This window comes from Xanthomonas sp. WHRI 8393, from assembly GCF_040203315.1.
GTDB classification, from domain to species: Bacteria; Pseudomonadota; Gammaproteobacteria; order Xanthomonadales; family Xanthomonadaceae; genus Xanthomonas; species Xanthomonas arboricola.
Genome location: NZ_JBEGGL010000004.1, coordinates 71,922 through 89,458 on the forward strand (window position 1 = coordinate 71,922; position 17,537 = coordinate 89,458).

The following is a 17,537-nucleotide window of genomic DNA, read 5'->3' on the forward strand; positions in this document are numbered from 1 at the left end:
CCGAAGTGGCTGAAGTGGAAGCGCGTATCCAGCTGGAACCGTCGTGGAAGGCGCGGGTGGGCGATTGGTTGCTGCGCCCGGAAATGCAGGAGCTGTCCGCATTCCTGCGCCAGCGCAAGGCGGCCGGGGCGCGGGTGTTCCCGCCGGGCCCGCAGATCTTTGCGGCCTTCGACGCCACCCCGTTCGAGCAGGTCAAGGTGGTGATCCTGGGCCAGGACCCGTATCACGGTGAAGGCCAGGCGCATGGGCTGTGCTTTTCGGTGTTGCCCGGCGTGCCGGTGCCGCCGTCGCTGCTCAACATCTACAAGGAGATCCAGGACGATCTGGGCATCGCGCGGCCGGACCATGGCTATCTGATGCCGTGGGCGCGCCAGGGCGTGCTGCTGCTCAATGCGGTGCTGACGGTGGAGCAGGGCCGTGCCGGCGCGCACCAGAACAAGGGCTGGGAAGGCTTCACCGACCATGTGGTGGAGACCCTCAACCTCGAGCGCGAAGGCCTGGTGTTCCTGCTCTGGGGCAGCTACGCGCAGTCCAAGGGCAAGGTCATCGACCAGGCGCGCCATCGCGTGTTCAAGGCCCCGCATCCCTCGCCGTTGTCGGCGCATCGCGGCTTTCTGGGCTGCCAGCACTTCTCCAAGACCAACGAGCATCTGCAGCGCCGCGGGCTGGGCCCGATCGACTGGTCGCTGCCGCCCCGCAACGCGCTGGACACCACTTCGGCCAGCGGCTGAACGGTACCGGCGCCGGCCCATTTCGCGGCGTCTTTGTCACGGTCTGCGCAGGGCGGCGGTGGTAGCGTAGGTGCTCGAAGTCGGGAGTTGCGCCGTAGAACGACGACAACGCAAAAAGCCCGAACGTCCTATAAATGGAACGCTGGGAACTCTTTCTGTACCCGGCAGTCCAATAGTTCGACTGCTAAGATGGTGCCCTATGAACCAGATCACCTCGACTGCCCTAGTGGCAAACAATCTCCCGATTCCCAGTGCGCTCGGTTCGCTGGACGCCTACATCGGTGCCGTGCACCAGATCCCGGTGCTGTCGGTCGATGAGGAACAGAATCTTGCCCGTCGCTTCCGTGACGAGCTGGATCTGGACGCCGCGCGCGAGCTGGTCCATTCCCACCTGCGCTTCGTGGTGCACGTCGCTCGCGGCTACAACGGCTACGGCCTGCCGCTGGGCGACCTGATCCAGGAAGGCAACATCGGCCTGATGAAGGCGGTCAAGCGCTTCGACCCGGAAATGGGCGTGCGCCTGGTCAGCTTCGCAGTGCACTGGATCCGTGCCGAGATGCACGAGTTCATCCTGAAGAACTGGCGCATCGTCAAGGTCGCCACGACCAAGGCGCAGCGCAAGCTGTTCTTCAACCTGCGCAAGTCCAAGACCCGCCTGGGCTGGCTCAATGCGTCCGAGGTGACTGCGGTCGCCAAGGACCTGAACGTCTCCGAGCGCGAAGTGATGGAGATGGAGTCGCGTCTGTCCGGTCGCGACATCGGCTTCGATGCCTCGTCCGACGAAGACGACGATCATGGTCCGCCGTCGCCGGTGAGCTATCTGGTGGCCAACGACGAAGATCCGTCGCAGGCCTACGAGCGTCACGACAGCGAGGACAATCAGCTGCAGTTGCTGCGCGAAGGCATGGCCGGCCTGGACACGCGCTCGCGCGACATCGTCAAGCGCCGCTGGCTGGACTCCGACTCCAAGGTAACGCTGCAGGAGCTGGCCGACGAGTACGGCGTGTCGGCCGAGCGTATCCGCCAGATCGAGGCGAATGCGCTGAAGAAGATGAAGGCACTGTTCGTGGCCTGATCCTTCGATCATGCCCCAGGTGTTGCACAAACGGCCCGGTTTTCCGGGCCGTTTGCATGTGGGCTGCCGGTGCTGCGTCGAGTCCGACGACGCGCGGTGGTTCGTCGTGGTCGTTCGCCGATGATCGACCGCGCGCTGCGCCCGCGCTATTCCGGCAGGCGCGCCACCGGCAGATGCCAGCCGTAGCGGATGGCCATGAAACGCAGCCCGAAACAGACCAGCGCGCCGGTCGCCAGCGACCAGGCCTGCGGCACTGCGAGCATGTGCCCGATCGCGACCAGGCCGCCACCTGCCAGCGCGGCGACCGCATACAGCTCGGCCTGCAGCACCACCGGCGTCCGCGCCACCAGCAGATCACGCGCGATGCCGCCGCCGATGCCGCTGAGCATGCCGAGTAAGGTCGCGCTGAGCGGGCTGAGCTGGTAATCGAGCGCCTTGCTGGTGCCGTAGACCGCAAACAGCGCCAACCCGGCCGCGTCGAACAACTGCACCGGGTTGCGCAGCCGTTCCACCGCCGCATGCCAGTAGAAACCGGCCACGCCGGCCAGGCAGGCGACCAGCAGGTACTGCGGATGCACCAGTGCGGCCGGCGGGGTGGCGCCGATCAGCACATCGCGCACGATGCCGCCGGACACCGCCGCCGCGCACGACAGCACCAGTACGCCGAACAGATCCAGGCGATTGCGCACCGCCACGGTCGCGCCGCTGAGGGCGAACACGAAGGTGCCGAGCAGATCCAGCAGGAACAGGAGAGTGGTCACGATCAGACCGTCGCATCAGGCCGCACAGCATCGCGCACGGCCTGCGCCGCTGTCATCCGTCCTTGCTGCTGGGCGGCGGATCGTCGGTGGCACCGCCGAAGATGATGCGCGCGGCGCGCTGGTAGCTCCAGTACGCCATCGCCCAGTTCACCAGCACCACGAACCGGTTGCGGAAACCGATCAGGAAGTACACGTGCGCGGCCAGCCAGAACCACCAGGCCACGATGCCGGAGAGCTTGAGCTTGCCGACATGCACGATGGCGGCCATGCGGCCGATCGTGGCCAGGTTGCCGTAGTCCTGGTAACGGAAGGCTGGTGCAGGCTGGTTGCGGTGGCGGGCGCGGATCGCCTTGGCGATGTGCTTGCCCATCTGCTTTGCTGCCGGTGCCACACCTGGTACCGGGCGGCCGTCCTGCTGGACCGAGGCCAGGTCGCCGCCGACGAAGATCTCCGGGTGACCGGGTACGCTCAGGTCCGGCTCCACCAGCACGCGGCCGGCACGATCCAGCGGCACGCCAAGCGTGCGCGCCAGCGGCGATGCCGCCACGCCGGCGGCCCACACCACGGTGCGTGCAGGCACGAAGGTGTCGCCGAGCTGATAGCCCAGCGCATCGATGTGGGTGACCGGCGTGCCGGTGTGCACTTCCACGCCCAGGCGCTCGAGCTGCTTGCGCGCCTTGGCGGTGAGATCGTCCGGGAACGAGGGCAGCACGCGCGGGCCGGCTTCGACCAGGCGCACGCGCGCCTGCTGCGGGTCGATATGGCGGAATTCGTTCTTGAGCGTGTGGCGGGCGATCTCGGCCAGCGTGCCGGCCAGCTCGACGCCGGTCGGGCCGCCGCCGACCACGGCAAAACTCAGCCAGGCCGCGCGTGCGGCCGGGTCGGACTCGGCTTCGGCGCGCTCGAAGGCGAGCAGCAACTTGCGCCGCAGCACCAGCGCGTCGTACAGCGTCTTCAGGCCGGGCGCATGCTCGGCCCATTGATCGTTGCCGAAGTAGGCATGGGTGGCGCCGGTGGCCAGCAGCAACATGTCGTAGCCGAGCGTGCTGCCGTCGGCGAGCACCACCTCACGGCGGGCCGGTGCGATTTCGGCGACGTCGCCGAGCAGCACTTCGACATTGCGCTGCTCGCGCAGGATGTGGCGCAGCGGCGCGGCGATATCCGGTGCCGACAGGCCGGCGGTGGCGACCTGGTACAGCAGCGGCTGGAACAGGTGATGGTTCTGGCGGTCGATCAGGGTGATGCGGATGCCGGGATCGTCGAGCGCGCGGGTGGCCCATAAGCCGGCGAAACCGCCGCCAACCACAACCAGGTGCAGCGGAGCTTGGGAGGGGGAAGAAGTCATCGTAAGGTCCGATGGATTGCGACGCGGGCTCATCAGCATGCCGCATCGGTAATGAACATGCCGCCTGGATCCAGCCTGCCTGCGGCATCATGTCGCATCTCATCCACATGATGACCGCATGCCGTCACTACCGCCGCCGTTGCCGCCGCTGTCGCCACCGCCATCCGCTTCTCCGGCGATGGCACCGGCTGCCGCGCGTGCGCCCGGACAGAAACTCAGCGGCGTCACACTCGGCCTGATCGGGCTGGCGGCCTGCGTGGTGCTGTTCGGCATGCTGGTGCTGGGCGCGCTCGGCTGGCTGATCGTGTTCGGCTGGTCGCTGTTTGCCGACCAGGCACGCGCCGCGCTGCAGGGCGATGCGGTGGTGCAGGAACAGATCGGCCAGATCCACACGATGCGGGTGGATCTGGTGCGCACCGGTCTGGCGCCGGGCGACGACGATTTCGTGTTCACGGTGGAAGGCGATCGCGGCCGCGGCCGCGTGCATGCCACCTGGGTCAGCGGCGGCTCCGAGCGCGAGATCCTGAGCGATGGCGTGTTGACCATGCACGATGGCAGCCAGTACACGCTGCCGTCGGCCGATGCGGCCGACACCGAAATCGACACCGACTCTGCCGACACCTTCGAGGAATGACCATGATCGACAATCCCGACAAACGCATCGCCTTGCTGATCGATGCCGACAACGCGCCGGCCGGCAAGATCGACGTGGTGCTGGCCGAAGTGGCGCGCTATGGCGTGGCCAACGTGCGCCGCGCCTACGGCAACTGGAAGAGTCCGCACCTGAAGAGCTGGGAAGCGGCGCTGCACGAATACGCGATCCGGCCGATCCAGCAATTTGCCTACAGCTCGGGCAAGAACGCCTCGGACATGGCGATGGTGATCGATGCGATGGACCTGTTGTATGCACGCAATCTGGATGGCTTTGCGATCGTTTCCAGCGATGCGGATTTCACTCCGCTGGTGATGCGTCTGCTCACCGATGGCATGAAGGTGTATGGCTTTGGCGAGAAGAAAACCCCGGCGCCGTTCGTCAATGCCTGTTCCAAGTTCACCTATGTCGAAGCGCTGGGCGAGCAGGCGGCAGCCGCCAGCGACACCGCCGCCGGCCGCAAGGATGCCACCGCGCTGCGCGGCGACACCCGGCTGGTGCAGATGCTGCGCAATGCGATCGACAGTGCCTGCGAAGACGATGGCTGGGCGCATCTGGGCGCGGTGGGCAAGCAGGTGGCCAACCAGGCCTCGTTCGACCCACGCAACTACGGTTATCGCAAACTCAGCGACTTGGTGCGTGCGATCGGCCTGTTCGAGATCAAGCAGGACGAGCAGGCCCTGTGGGTGCGCGATGCGCCCAAGGGCGGGCGGGCGAAAGCGGCGCAGCCAGCGGCCGCCGTCGCCACGCAGGCGTCCACCGCAAAGCGTCCGGCGCGCGCGACGCCCAAACCGCCAGCAGGGAAATGACGATGGCTGACGCTGCAATGCAATCGGCGGCAGGAAACGCCTCGATCACGCTATGGGGGCGGCGCAATTCCAGCAATGTGCGCAAGGTGCTGTGGTGCGCCGAAGAAGCCGGGGTGCCCTATACCTCGATCGAAGTCGGTGGTGCGTTTGGTCGTAACGACACGCCCGGGTATCGCGCGTTGAATCCCAACGGTCTGGTGCCGACGATGCAGGATGGTGAGTTGGTGCTGTGGGAGTCCAATGCGATCGTGCGCTACCTTGCCGCGCAATATGCGCCGGCCCTGTATCCGCAGGCACCGGCCGAACGCGCGCTGGGCGATCGCTGGATGGACTGGACCACCTCGACGTTTGCCGGCGTGTTTCGCGACCTGTTCTGGGGCGTGCTGCGCACACCGGAACCCGAGCGCGATCCTGCGCGCATCGCCGCGGCGCTGGCGCACTCGGGCGACCTGCTCGCACGCGCGGATGCGGCCCTGGCGCAGCAGCCGTATCTGTCCGGCGCGCAATTTGCGATGGGCGATATTCCACTGGGCAGCTTCATCTACGCCTGGTTCGAAATGCCGATCGAGCGGCCCGAGCTGCCGCATCTGCAGGCGTGGTACCAGCGCCTGCGCGCACGGCCTGCGTACCAGCGTGGCGTGATGACCGCGCTGACCTGAGTTTCGCGTTTCCGCTCAGGCCAGCATGGCCCATGGCAGACACCGCACGCGCTGCCGACACGGCATGTTGCTGCAAGGACATGCGCCTCGTACATCGCGCGGCCAAATAGCCCGCGTTCTCTATAGGAGCGCACTTGTGCGCGAGGGCATTCCCGGTAACGCCCCATCGCGCGCAAGCGCGCTCCTACAAAAACGTGGGGACACGTGCGGCCTGTTCGCCCGCGGTGTTGTAGGAGCGCACCCGGGCGCGAGGGCATTCCCGGTAACGCCACATCGCGCCCAGGTGCGCTCCTACGCAAGCTGGGTACACGGTGGTCTGGCTGCAGCTCCGCGTGCGATACGCCCGCCCTAATACAGATCGATCGGATCCACATCCAGCGACCAGCGTACGCGCCGCGCCTGCGGCAACGCATAGATCGCAGGCAGTTGCGCATCCAGCAGACGATGCAGCGCCGAGCGCTGTTGCGCGGACAACAGCAACTGGGTGCGCTGGAAACCGGCGCGACGTGGCATCGGTGCCGGCATCGGGCCGTAGCACTCCACTGCGGCAAACGCAGGCGATTGTGCGGTGCTGTCTGCCGTGGTCAGGCCGCGCACCGCCATCAGGAACTGGTTGGCCGCGGCCACGTCCTTGGCCTCGGCGCGGAACAGCGCCAGATGCGCGAACGGCGGAAATCCCGCAGCCTCGCGCTGCTGCAATTCGGCATCGGCGAAGGCGTGGTAGCCGCCGTTGACCAGGGTCTGCAGCAGGGGATGTTCGGGGTGATGGGTTTGTAGCCAGACCTCGCCTGGGCGGTCGGCGCGCCCGGCGCGTCCGGCCACCTGGATCAGCTGCTGGGAGAGCTTTTCGGCGGCACGGAAGTCGGCCGAGAACAGGCCTTCGTCGATGCCGACCACCACCACCATGGTCAGCCGTGGCAGATCGTGGCCCTTGGCCAGGATCTGGGTGCCCACCAGGATGCCGGCCTCGCTGCCCAGGCGCGCCAGCTGGGTCTCCAGCGCGTCGCGGCGCTGGGTGGTGCTCCGGTCGATGCGCACCACCGGAAACTCCGGGAACGCTTCGGTCAGGCGTTCTTCCAGCCGCTCGGTGCCGATGCCTTGCGGCTGCAGCGCCAGGCTGGCGCAGGCCGGGCAGGCCAGCGGTGCCTGCTGGCGCGCGCCGCAGTGATGGCATTGCAGGCGCCGCCCGCCGGCGTGCACGGTCATCGGGGTCTGGTGCAGCGGCGTGCTGCAGCGCTGGCAGGCGGCAGTCCAGCCGCAGTCGTGGCACAGCAGCACCGGCGCATAGCCGCGGCGGTTCTTGAACACCAGCACCTGTTCGCCGCGCGCCAGGGTGGCGCCGATGCCGGCCAGCACTTCCGGCGACAGGCCGTCCTTGAGCGGGCGCTTGCGCACGTCGAGCACGCGCACGCGCGGCGGACGCGCCTCGCCGGCGCGGCGCGACAGGCGCAGATGCCGGTAGCGACCGGAATAGGCGTTGTGCAGGCTTTCCAGCGACGGCGTGGCGCTGCCCAGGATCACCGGCACATCCAGCGCCTTGCCGCGCACCAGTGCGAAATCGCGGGCGTGATAGCGGATGCCGTCCTGTTGCTTGTAGCTGCCGTCGTGTTCCTCGTCGATCACGATCAGCCCGGCATTCGGCAACGGGGTGAACACCGCCGAACGCGTGCCGACGATCAGCTTGGCTTCGCCACGCCAGGCCGCCGCCCATACCCGCGCCCGTTCGCCATCGGACAGCCCCGAATGCAGCGCGTGCACCGGCACGCCCAGGCGGGCGCGGAAGCGGCCCAGCGTCTGCGGGGTCAGGCCGATCTCCGGCACCAGCACCAGCGCCTGGCGGCCGGCCGCCAGGCAGTCGGCGATCGCCTGCAGGTAGACCTCGGTCTTGCCGCTGCCGGTGACGCCATCGAGCAGATAGGTGGTAAAACCGCGCTGCGCACGGATGGCGTCGGCGGCGTCCTGCTGTTCGTCGTTGAGCTGCGGGCCGCTGCCGGGACGGGGCGGGATGCTGTCGGCCGGCACCGCCACGCGCTCGGCATGGCCGCGCTTGGCCAGACTGCGTGCGGCCTCGCGCCACTGCGGCAGCAAGGGGTCCAGCTGTTCTTCGCCCAGCGCACCGGTCAGCAGCAGGGCGGCCAGCAAGGCGGGGCGGCTGCCGGCGCGCAGGCTGGCGACGCCGGTGCGCCCGGCCTCGGTGAGCTGCCAGGCCCAGGCATGGGTGTCGGCCAGCGGCTCGCCGCGGCGCAACGGGCCGGGCAGGGCGCTGGACTGGGCCTCGCCCAGCGGTGCGTGGGTATAGCGCGCCAGCCACTGCAGCGAACGCGCCAGCTCCTCGACCAGCAGCGGGGCGTCGTCGCACCAGGCCAGCGCCGGGCGCAGTCCTTCGGCGGAGGCCAACTGGCCGATCTCCACCACCACCCCGACCAGCTCGCGCGGCCCGAACGGCACTCGCACCCGGCAGCCGACCCGCGCCGGGTCGGTCAGCGGCGCGTCGGCCGGAGGCAGATAGTCGAACAGTTGTGGCAGCGGCACCGGCAGGGCGACGCGCAAGGTGGCGACGGTCGAAGACATCCGGTCAGTCTACCGACCCTGTCCAGCACCCGGCAGACGCCGCTCGGTCGTCTCCGAATCGGTGCTTCGGCTTACGACGCGTTTGTGTGACGGAAGTGATAAATCCGACGTAAACCTATGTGAGGGCTAGGGAAACGGGTTTATCCACACTGCCTGTGGATAAGCCTGTGAATTAGTCTCGTGCTCCACGCTGTGAAGGCGGATTCACTAGCCTCTGCAACCTGTTGGACATTTTTTCGCCAATCGGCTTAAAGCGATAAGGATCAATCACTTAGGCGTGAAACACGAATGCAACAAAGAAAAATCAACAGTTGACAGACGCCCGCGTATCGGTATGTCTGCCGCTGTGCACAACCTGCGCAGGTGACGGCAGTCGATGGCACCGGGACGCAGCGCAGCCGGGCCGATCTGTCAAGCCATCGGCGGGGGCCGATTGCGTCGGTATCATGCCGGCCGATGCTGGAGTTCCCATGACCGTAGTCCCCGACGCCCCCGTCACCCCTGCCGCGCTGTCTGCTTTCCTGCGCGGTGTCGAACGCCGGGGTCTGGTGCTCGCACAACTGCAATGCGGCGATGGCGCGGCGGCCGAGCGGGCCCTGGCGGCGGCGTTGCGTGCATTCAGCAGCCAGGCGGCGGGTCGCCCGATGGCCGGCTGGCCGATGCGCTTCTGGAGCCTGCTGGCAACGGCACCGCCGCTGCGGCGCGAGCCCATGCCGGGGACCTGGCTGCCGCCGTTCACCGCACTGGGGCGGATGCAGACCAGCGACCGGCTGGCGCTGCTGCTGCGTATCGTGGCCGGGCTGGAAGAAGAGCCTGCCAGCGAGGTGCAGGGTATCGAGGTGGCGGCCTATCGGCAGTCGCTGGCCCGTGCCTGCCCACGCGATGCGGCCGGCAACCCGGATGCGCAGGCCTGGCGTGCCCTGGCCGAGGCGGCGCAGCAGGAGTTGCGCGAGCTCAGCCCGGCGCAGGTCAGCCGGCTGGCACAGCTCCGCGAGTCGGCCCTGGCCGGCATGCCGCTGCAGCCTGTCGCGGCCGCGCCCGTGGCCGCTGCCGAAGCGCGCCGCCCGGCCGCGCCGCGCCACCGTCCTGCACGCCAGTGGCAGTGGCCGCGGATCGACCGCCGCCACGCCGGCCTCGTGCTGGCCGTGCTGGCGTTGGCGCTGCTGCTTGCGGCGCTGGGCTGGTGGTGGACGCATCGCCGCCCGGCCCTGCCGCCCGAGCCGGTCTCGCAGGCCCCGGCCGGCGTGCTGCACGTCACCGATGCCGCGCCGGTGCTGGTGGAAGACCTTCCCGCCGCCGACTTGCTGGAGGCGGTGGCAAACCCCGGCCTGGATCCGCGCGACCAGGCGATGCTGGCCGACCCGGACCTGGAACTGGCGCGTTCGGCCGATTTCTACGCCTGGTATGCGGCCGGCCATCCGGTGCCGGCCGACGAATCCGGCGCGCATGCCACCACCGCCGACCAGCCTGCCGCCACCCTGGAGACCGTCGATGACGACAATTAAGTGGTGCGGCCTGCTGGCGTTGGCTGTTGTCGGCATGGCCGCTGCGCAGACCCTGCCGGCGCCGCTGGAGGAAGGCAACGCGACTGCGCCTGCCGGCATGCCGACGCCCGCAGCCGCCACTGCCGCAATCCCGAGCGCTGCGCAGCAGCGCGCGCGCTGGGACGCATTGACGCCGGCCCAGCGGGCCGAGCTGCGCGCCCGTTATGCGGCCTGGAAAGGGCTCACCGCCACCGACCGGGTGGTATTGCGGCAGGCACGCGAGCGTCTGCATGGCTTGCCCGACGACCAGCAGCGCGCGCTGCGCACGCAGTTCACCGCAATGGATCGCCTGCATCGCGATGGCTGGCGCCTGGGCTCGCAGCTGGGTGCGTTCTATCCGCAGTTGCAGCCCCTGATCGGCTACGTGCCGCCAGCGCAGCGCGATACGCTGCTGGCGGCGTTGCGCAGCCTGGACGCCGGGCAGCTGGAACAGCTGGCGATGCTGGCACAACGCACCCCGCCGCAGGAGCGCGATGGCTTGCGCGATGCCCTGCTTGCGCAGGCGCCGGCAACGCGCAGCGCCTGGTTGAAGCGCCAGCTGGCGCGCTGATTGGCAGCGGCGGGACTGCGCCGCTGCAGCCCCCTGCGCCGGCGTCGTCTCCACGCGTGCTCGCTGCTCGTCCTCGATACCGGGCAGTCGGGCCGGACACCGAGCCGAGAGCCTGCGGGGCTGCCACCTTCGGCGATGCGCGCCAAGCGGCGACCGTCACGAAGGACACGGACCGCGCTGAAGCCCGGGCATCCCGTTCCGCTGACCAGCCACGCCGGCCGCTCGCCGCCGCGCATCTCCCGCTTGCGCCTTGCCGCTGCCCGTGTCGCAAGTGCGGGTAAGATAGCGGCCCCACGCGACCCGGTGCCAGCGCCTCCCGGCACGGCCGTAGTCCGCGCAGCGATCGGTTGTCATGTCTGTCTCTCCTGTACCCACCTCCGCGACGCCGCGTTTCGGCGCGGAAGTGCGCACCACCGGCCTGCTCGCATTGCCGCTGGTACTCGGTCACGTCTCCACCGGCCTGATCGGATTTGTCGATAACGTCATCGCCGGTCACCACGGCACCGCCACGCTGGCGGCGGTCACCATCGGCACCTCGCTGCTGTGGCTGCCGATGCTGGTGCCGATCGGCACGCTGATCTCGTTGACCGCCTCGGTCTCGCAGCTGCGCGGTGCCGGCCGCGAGCGCGAGATTGGCCCGCTGTTCCGCCAGGCCCTGTGGCTGTCGCTGGGACTGGGCGCGGTGATGTTCGCGTTCCTCAGTGCGGTGCCGCCGCTGTTGCCCACCTTCGGGATTGCGCCGGACATCGTGCCGGGCGCGACCGACTTCCTGCACGCGGTGCGCTGGGGCGGGCCGGCGCTGACGTTCTACTTCTGCATGCGCTATCTCAGCGAGGGCATGCACTGGACCCTGCCGACCATGCTGCTGGGCTTTGGCGGCCTGCTGGTGCTGGCGCCGCTGGGTTATGCGCTGACCTATGGCAAGTTCGGCTTTGCCGAGCACGGTGCGCAGGGCCTGGGCATGGCCTCGGCGGTCACCATGTGGGTGCAGGCCAGCGTGTTTGCGCTGTATCTGTGGCGCTCGCGCCGGTTTGCGCACCTGCAGTTGTTCGCCCATTTCGAAGGCCCGCGCTGGCGTGCGATCGGTGATCTGTTGCGCACCGGTCTGCCGATCGGCATCACCGTGCTGATGGAGGGCGGCCTGTTCATCGTCACTGCCTTGCTGATTGGCCGGCTCGGCTCCACCGAAGCGGCCGCGCACCAGATCGCGATCAACGTCGCGCAGCTGTGTTTCATGATTCCGATGGGCGTGGCCGAGGCGACCACCGTGCGGGTCGGGCATGCGGTCGGGCGCGGCGATCCGCTCGGCATGCGGCGTGCGGCCTGGGCCGGTTACGCCATCGTGCTGGGCACCCAGGCGCTGTCGGCCAGCGTGCTGTTGCTGGGCCACGATGCAATCGTGAGCGTCTATACCGACGATGTGGCGGTGGCCGCGCTGGCTTCGGTGCTGCTGCTGTTTGCCGCCACGTTCCAGTTTCCCGACGGCATCCAGGTGCTTTCCAGCGGCGCGCTGCGTGGGCTCAAGGACACCCGTGTGCCGATGTTCCTGGCGATGTTCTCGTACTGGGGTGTCGGCATGCCGATCGGCGCCGGGCTCGGCCTGGGGCTGGGCTGGGGACCGCAAGGCATGTGGATCGGCCTGATTCTGGGCCTGACCGTGGCGTCGGTCCTGATGGGCTTGCGCTTCCGGCAGACCAGCCGGCGGCTGACTGCCGGCACGGCCCCCTGACTTCCAGCGCATGCCGCGCGCACCGCGCAGCCGGTATGCTGGACACCATTGAATTGTATGCAGCGTCTTTTGACGGAGTTTTCCATGAACCACCCCGTGCGTCGCAGTCCCATCGCCAGTTTCTTCGTCGGCCTGTGGGATGTGATGAATTTCACCCGGCGCCTGATCTTCAACCTGGTGTTCTTCGGCTTCCTGTTCCTGGTGCTGCTGCTGTTTGTGGTGGCGATCGCGCGTGGCGACGGCAGCAAGCCGCTGGCCGAGCGCACCACCCTGGTGATCAACCCCGAAGGCACGCTGGTCGAGCAGTTCAGCGCCGACCCGGTGAGCCGGTCGCTGGCCAAGGCGGTCGGTGACAAGAGCGCCGAGGAAGTGCAGCTGCGCGACCTGGTGCGGGTGATCGAGGCGGCCGGCAAGGATCGCAAGATCGAGCGGGTGGTGTTGAACCTGGACAAGTTTCAGCCCGCCGGTTTCGCCTCGCAGCGCGAAGTGGCCGCGGCGTTGCGGAAGCTGCGCGCCTCTGGCAAGCAGATCGTCGCCTTCAGCGAGAGCATGAGCCAGGGCCAGTACCTGCTGGCCGCACAGGCCAACGAGGTCTATCTCGACCCGATGGGCAGCGTGCTGCTGGAAGGGCTTGGCCGTTATCGCCAGTATTTCCGCGAGGGCCTGCAGGACAAGCTCGGCGTGGACGTGCATCTGTTCCGCGTGGGCGAGTACAAGTCCGCCGCCGAGCCGTACATTCTCGATGCCGCTTCGGCCGACGCCAAGGAAGCGGACCTGTTCTGGATGAACGACGTGTGGCAGCGCTACCTGACCGATGTCGGCAAGGCGCGCAAGCTGAGCCCGGCGCAGCTGACCGCCGGCATCGACACGCTGCCCGAGGGCGTGGCCGCCGCCGGTGGCGATCTGGCCAAGTTCGCGCTGCAGCAGAAGCTGGTCGACGGGCTCAAGACCCGCGAGGACGTCGATGCGCTGCTGACCAAGCGCGGCGTGGCCGACAGCGACGCCGACAGCGGCTTTCGCAACATCGGCTTCAACGATTATCTGAGCCAGCTGCAGGCGCAGCGCTCGCCGATGGACAGCCGTCCGCAGGTGGCCGTGGTGGTGGCCGCTGGCGAGATCAGCGGTGGCGAGCAGCCGGCCGGCCGCATCGGTGGCGAGTCCACCGCCGCGTTGCTGCGCCAGGCGCGCGACGACGACGAGGTCAAGGCGGTGGTGCTGCGTGTGGATTCGCCCGGCGGCGAAGTGTTCGCTTCCGAGCAGATCCGTCGCGAGGTGGTCGCGCTCAAGCAGGCCGGCAAGCCGGTGGTGGTGTCGATGGGCGATCTGGCCGCCTCGGGCGGTTACTGGATCAGCATGAACGCCGATCGCATCTATGCCGACCCGTCGACCATCAGTGGCTCGATCGGCATCTTCGGCATGGTGCCCAACCTGACCCGCGCGCTGGACAAGATCGGCGTGCACACCGATGGCGTGGGCACCACGCGCTTTGCCGGCGCCTTCGACATCACCCGTCCGCTGGACCCGGCCGCCGGCCAGGTGATCCAGGCGGTGATCAACAAGGGCTACGCCGACTTCACCGGCAAGGTGGCGCAGGCGCGGCATCAGTCGGTGGACGCCATCGACAAGGTCGCACGCGGCCGCGTGTGGAGCGGTGCGCAGGCCAGGCAGCATGGCCTGGTGGACGCGTTCGGCGGCATGTCCGAAGCGGTGGCCGATGCGGCCGACCGCGCCAAGTTGAGCCGCGGCAAGTTCCGCGTGCGCTATGTGGAAAAGCCGGCGACGCCGTTCTCGCAGTTCATGAGCGGATTTGCCGGCAGCCGCATGGGCGCCTGGATGCTGGGCGACTCGGGCATGGCGCGCGCACTGTTGGCGCGCTCGCTGCCGGAAGTGGACACGCAGTTGCGCTTCGTCGAAGACGCCGTGCACGACAGCAAGGCGGGCGGTACCCCGGTCAAGTCGCTGGCGTACTGCTTCTGCGGCTTCTGACGCGGCAGGTCCGCAACCTGATGGATCGACAACGCCGGCCTTGTGCCGGCGTTGTTGTATCTGCGCTCAGGCGATGCAGCAATGCGGGCGCGCCAGCAGCGCAAGAATGGCAGAACGCAGGGCGCCACGATCACAGGCAATCAGCCATCGGTCGAGCAACCTCACGCGTGATTGCCGTGCGCGCAGATGCAGCGATCGCCTTGCGCTCAATCGCAGGCGCGCACGCGCAATTGCTGCGTCGACAAAAAACGCGCGTGCTTCAGCCAGCAGGCTTCGGTTACTGCGTGGCCGCATCGATCGCCTTGCGTTGATCGTCTGCGGCCTGATCGCTTGCCGCCTGCACTGCGTGCGCCTTGTTCAACGGTTCCTGGATGTGGTCGCGCAGGGCGGTGGCCTGCGGCTCGGGCTTCTGCTCGGTGGGCGCAGGTTGCGGCCGCTGACAGGCGCCCAGCAGCAACGTCAGGCTGATCGCAAGAATCCAATGCCGTTTCATCGTCGTGACCTCGCTCGGGGTGGCGGTATCCTAACGCCCGGGCCGCAGGCATGCGTCAAGCGCGCTGCTGCGGCCGTTTCCTGCGTCTTGAAAGAGGATGACCCACGTGACAACCCACCGTTGGCGGCTGGATGGACAGACCGCGCTCATCACCGGCGCCAGCGCCGGCATTGGCTTTGCCATCGCGCGCGAATTGCTGGCCTTCGGCGCGGATCTGCTGATGGTGGCGCGCGATGCCGATGCGCTGGCGCAGGCGCGTGACGAGTTGGCCGAGGAATTTCCCGAGCGCGAGCTGCATGGGCTGGCCGCCGATGTGGCCGACGACGAAGAGCGGCGCGCGATTCTGGATTGGGTGGAAGATCATGCCGATGGCCTGCACCTGCTGATCAACAATGCCGGCGGCAACATCACCCGCGCGGCGATCGATTACACCGAAGACCAGTGGCGCGGCATCTTCGAAACCAATGTGTTCGCCGCTTTCGAGTTGTCGCGTTATGCGCACCCGTTGCTGACCCGCCACGCGGCGTCGGCAATCGTCAACGTCGGCAGCGTCTCCGGCATCACCCATGTGCGCAGCGGCGCGCCGTACGGTATGACCAAGGCCGCGCTGCAGCAGATGACGCGCAACCTGGCGGTGGAATGGGCCGAGGACGGCATCCGCGTCAACGCGGTGGCGCCGTGGTACATCCGCACCCGTCGCACCTCCGGGCCGTTGTCGGATCCGGATTACTACGAGCAGGTCATCGAGCGCACCCCGATGCGCCGCATCGGCGAACCGGAAGAAGTGGCCGCCGCCGTCGGTTTCCTGTGCCTGCCGGCCGCCAGTTACATCACCGGCGAATGCATCGCAGTGGATGGCGGCTTCCTGCGCTACGGGTTCTGACACGCCTGCGTGCGTGGTCACGCGGACAGTGTCTGTGCATGACATCGGAAGCTGCGCAGGCATGCGCCGCCCCGTCGCTGCGCCTGCGCCTGCAGTGTTCGTCCGCTGCGTCTGCTCGCAACGCAGGCGACGGTGCGGCGGGGTTGCTCGCATGCGGCTCGCTGCACCGCGCAGGTCATCCGGTGATCGCTAACGGTTGCAGTGGCTCGAAAGAATCAGCCCGGCAAACACAGCGCCGGCACACTGGCTGGCATGCGCTGCCACGCCGGCTGCAGCATCACGGCGTGGCGGACGGATTCGCGCAGCGGCTTTCGTCCAGCACCCGACGCATCTGCAAATAGCGCTGCTTGCGCTCGGCCGCTTGCGCCTCGTCGGAGAAGTGCCAGGTCGATTCGGCCTGCTCGGCACGCTGGCGCCAGGCCTCGCACAGGCTCTGGTCCGGCACCGGTGCGCAGCGGTCGGTGACCACTTCGCAGGCGCTGCCGCCGCCGGTTGCCGGCCCGCCCGCCAGGTTGGTGGTCTGCATCGGCAGGCAGCGTGTGGCCGGCTCGCGGTCTTCGGTGAAATAGCGCCCGTTGTCGTGCGCGGTGCATTCGAACAAGGGCGGCGGTGGCAGCGTGGAGGTGGAGGTCGTTGCAGGTGGTGTCGATGCCACCGGTGCCGGCGCCGCAGCCGGTGCGGCGGCGGGCACATCGGTCTTGGGCATGGTGGGGGGCTGCGCAGCGGGCGTGCTACGCGCAGGCGATGCCGTGCCGAACCCGCCCGCCGTCAACGGCACCGCGGCCGGTGCCGTCATCAGTTTCTTCTGCTGCTGCATGCCTTTCGGGCACGGCATGTTCTGCACGGTGAGCGCGCCGCTGGAGTCGGTGCACCGGTAGATCGCCACTTCCTGTGCGCCGGCCACCGAGGCACACGCCAGCAATGCCGCCCACGGCCAGCGCCTCATGCGCCGCCGCAATCGCGCTGCAGGCGCGCGTCGATGCCGCGCTGTTCGCGGCTGAGATCCTGGCGCTCGCTCTGCAGGGCATTGTTGTAGCGACGGATCAGTTCCCAGCGACGGTCGGCCAGGCGCGCGCAGACTTCCTGTTCGGGCAGGGCATGGCATTCGTCGCGGATCTGCACGTTGCCGTACGGCACGATCACCGTGCCGCCGTAGCCGCCGCCGTTGTAGCCGCCCTGATAACCGCCCTGATACCCGCCGTCGCCGAAGCTTGCGCTGCCGCGCAGGCTTCCACCGCGACCGGCGCTTCCCTGCACCGACATCGCCGGGCGTGGGCGGACCGAAATCGGCGGGCGCTGGATGCCGCCGCCGCTGACCGGCGGGGCAATGCCGTTGCCCACATAGGCCGGGCCCCAGGTCGGCACCCAGCGCGGATTGCCTTCCGGGCTGTCGCTGGTATAGCGGTTGCCGTCTTCGGTGGTGCACTCGTACATCGGCTGTGGCGGCTGCACGGTGACGATGCGCACCTCGCGCGGTGGCTGCGTCGCGACGGCGGCCGGGGCGGCAACGGCGCGCTGCGGCGGATCCTGCGGGCGCTGCAGGTCCAGCACCTGCTGGCGGCCGCTGCTGCATGGCGCATCCTGCAAGGCGACGGTGCCGGTGCTGCTGACGCAGCGGTAGATCCGTACATTCGGATCCGGTTTGCTGGCGGTACTGGCCGCCGACGCAGGCAGCGCGGTGGCCAGCAACAGAAGGGTCAGGACGGTACGCATGGCCGCAGTGTGCGCGTCTACCCGGCTGTGGGCAAA

At 68.4% G+C, this 17,537-nt stretch carries 16 protein-coding genes; 10 read left to right on the forward strand and 6 right to left on the reverse strand.

All coding sequences use genetic code 11. The annotated features are described in order from the left end of the window. Positions 1-5 precede the first annotated feature (5 nt). Together ung and rpoH are read left to right on the forward strand one after the other, a co-directional pair. Positions 6-731: a uracil-DNA glycosylase gene (ung, locus tag ABQ137_RS14590; protein WP_184519686.1), complete on the forward strand. Its 726-nt coding sequence runs from the start codon at positions 6-8 to the stop codon at positions 729-731. Between the two features lie 199 nt (positions 732-930). Continuing rightward, the gene (gene rpoH, locus ABQ137_RS14595; protein ID WP_024938885.1) at positions 931-1,806 is read left to right on the forward strand and encodes an RNA polymerase sigma factor RpoH; all 876 of its coding nucleotides are present in this window, start codon (positions 931-933) and stop codon (positions 1,804-1,806) included. A gap of 146 nt (positions 1,807-1,952) precedes the next feature. On the opposite strand, the gene ABQ137_RS14600 is transcribed toward rpoH, so the two are convergent. Beyond that, on the reverse strand, positions 1,953-2,567 hold the full coding sequence (locus ABQ137_RS14600; protein ID WP_016903683.1) for a trimeric intracellular cation channel family protein: 615 nt from the start codon (positions 2,565-2,567) through the stop codon (positions 1,953-1,955). Positions 2,568-2,619: 52 nt separating this feature from the next. Next, positions 2,620-3,912 (reverse strand): NAD(P)/FAD-dependent oxidoreductase, encoded by a 1,293-nt coding sequence (locus ABQ137_RS14605; RefSeq protein WP_104552810.1) that lies wholly within the window; start codon positions 3,910-3,912, stop codon positions 2,620-2,622. 118 nt (positions 3,913-4,030) lie between these two features. Between ABQ137_RS14605 and ABQ137_RS14610 the strand changes: the two genes are divergently transcribed. The 3 genes from ABQ137_RS14610 to ABQ137_RS14620 are packed head-to-tail and all read left to right on the forward strand — an operon-like array spanning position 4,031 to position 6,032. Continuing rightward, on the forward strand, positions 4,031-4,546 hold the full coding sequence (locus ABQ137_RS14610; RefSeq protein WP_184519280.1) for a hypothetical protein: 516 nt from the start codon (positions 4,031-4,033) through the stop codon (positions 4,544-4,546). Then, positions 4,543-5,373 carry an NYN domain-containing protein gene (locus tag ABQ137_RS14615; RefSeq protein WP_024938888.1) on the forward strand — a complete coding sequence of 277 codons (831 nt, stop codon included), beginning with the start codon at positions 4,543-4,545 and terminating at the stop codon, positions 5,371-5,373. Before ABQ137_RS14610 ends, ABQ137_RS14615 begins: the two co-directional genes overlap by 4 nt. Continuing rightward, a complete protein-coding gene (locus tag ABQ137_RS14620; protein WP_425519470.1) occupies positions 5,370-6,032 on the forward strand; it encodes a glutathione S-transferase family protein in 663 nt (220 codons plus the stop codon). The genes ABQ137_RS14615 and ABQ137_RS14620 overlap by 4 nt, the downstream gene beginning before the upstream one ends. 348 nt (positions 6,033-6,380) lie before the next feature. On the opposite strand, the gene ABQ137_RS14625 is transcribed toward ABQ137_RS14620, so the two are convergent. Continuing rightward, a complete protein-coding gene (locus ABQ137_RS14625) occupies positions 6,381-8,603 on the reverse strand; it encodes a primosomal protein N' (RefSeq protein ID WP_349783042.1) in 2,223 nt (740 codons plus the stop codon). Between the two features lie 470 nt (positions 8,604-9,073). Here ABQ137_RS14625 and ABQ137_RS14630 point away from each other — a divergent pair, with 470 nt between their 5' ends. From ABQ137_RS14630 to sppA, 4 genes are all read left to right on the forward strand, one after another. Beyond that, positions 9,074-10,108, forward strand: coding sequence for a hypothetical protein (locus tag ABQ137_RS14630; protein ID WP_349783044.1), 1,035 nt, complete (start codon positions 9,074-9,076; stop codon positions 10,106-10,108). After that, positions 10,095-10,697, forward strand: coding sequence for a DUF3106 domain-containing protein (locus tag ABQ137_RS14635; RefSeq protein ID WP_164738925.1), 603 nt, complete (start codon positions 10,095-10,097; stop codon positions 10,695-10,697). Before ABQ137_RS14630 ends, ABQ137_RS14635 begins: the two co-directional genes overlap by 14 nt. A 352-nt stretch (positions 10,698-11,049) precedes the next feature. Further along, a complete protein-coding gene (locus tag ABQ137_RS14640; RefSeq protein WP_054591083.1) occupies positions 11,050-12,426 on the forward strand; it encodes an MATE family efflux transporter in 1,377 nt (458 codons plus the stop codon). A gap of 84 nt (positions 12,427-12,510) precedes the next feature. Further along, positions 12,511-14,412, forward strand: coding sequence for a signal peptide peptidase SppA (gene sppA, locus ABQ137_RS14645; RefSeq protein ID WP_349783047.1), 1,902 nt, complete (start codon positions 12,511-12,513; stop codon positions 14,410-14,412). Between the two features lie 277 nt (positions 14,413-14,689). On the opposite strand, the gene ABQ137_RS14650 is transcribed toward sppA, so the two are convergent. Further along, positions 14,690-14,905: a hypothetical protein gene (locus ABQ137_RS14650; protein WP_016903674.1), complete on the reverse strand. Its 216-nt coding sequence runs from the start codon at positions 14,903-14,905 to the stop codon at positions 14,690-14,692. Between the two features lie 106 nt (positions 14,906-15,011). Between ABQ137_RS14650 and ABQ137_RS14655 the strand changes: the two genes are divergently transcribed. Continuing rightward, entirely contained in the window at positions 15,012-15,788 is a 777-nt protein-coding gene (locus ABQ137_RS14655) for an SDR family oxidoreductase (RefSeq protein ID WP_024938534.1), read from the forward strand. 277 nt (positions 15,789-16,065) lie between these two features. On the opposite strand, the gene ABQ137_RS14660 is transcribed toward ABQ137_RS14655, so the two are convergent. Both ABQ137_RS14660 and ABQ137_RS14665 read right to left on the reverse strand, forming a co-directional pair. Further along, the gene (locus ABQ137_RS14660; protein ID WP_102256971.1) at positions 16,066-16,734 is read right to left on the reverse strand and encodes a DUF4124 domain-containing protein; all 669 of its coding nucleotides are present in this window, start codon (positions 16,732-16,734) and stop codon (positions 16,066-16,068) included. Further along, complete coding sequence (locus ABQ137_RS14665; protein WP_349783050.1) at positions 16,731-17,501, reverse strand: DUF4124 domain-containing protein; 771 nt, start codon at positions 17,499-17,501, stop codon at positions 16,731-16,733. The genes ABQ137_RS14660 and ABQ137_RS14665 overlap by 4 nt, the downstream gene beginning before the upstream one ends. Between the last annotated feature and the right edge of the window lie 36 nt (positions 17,502-17,537).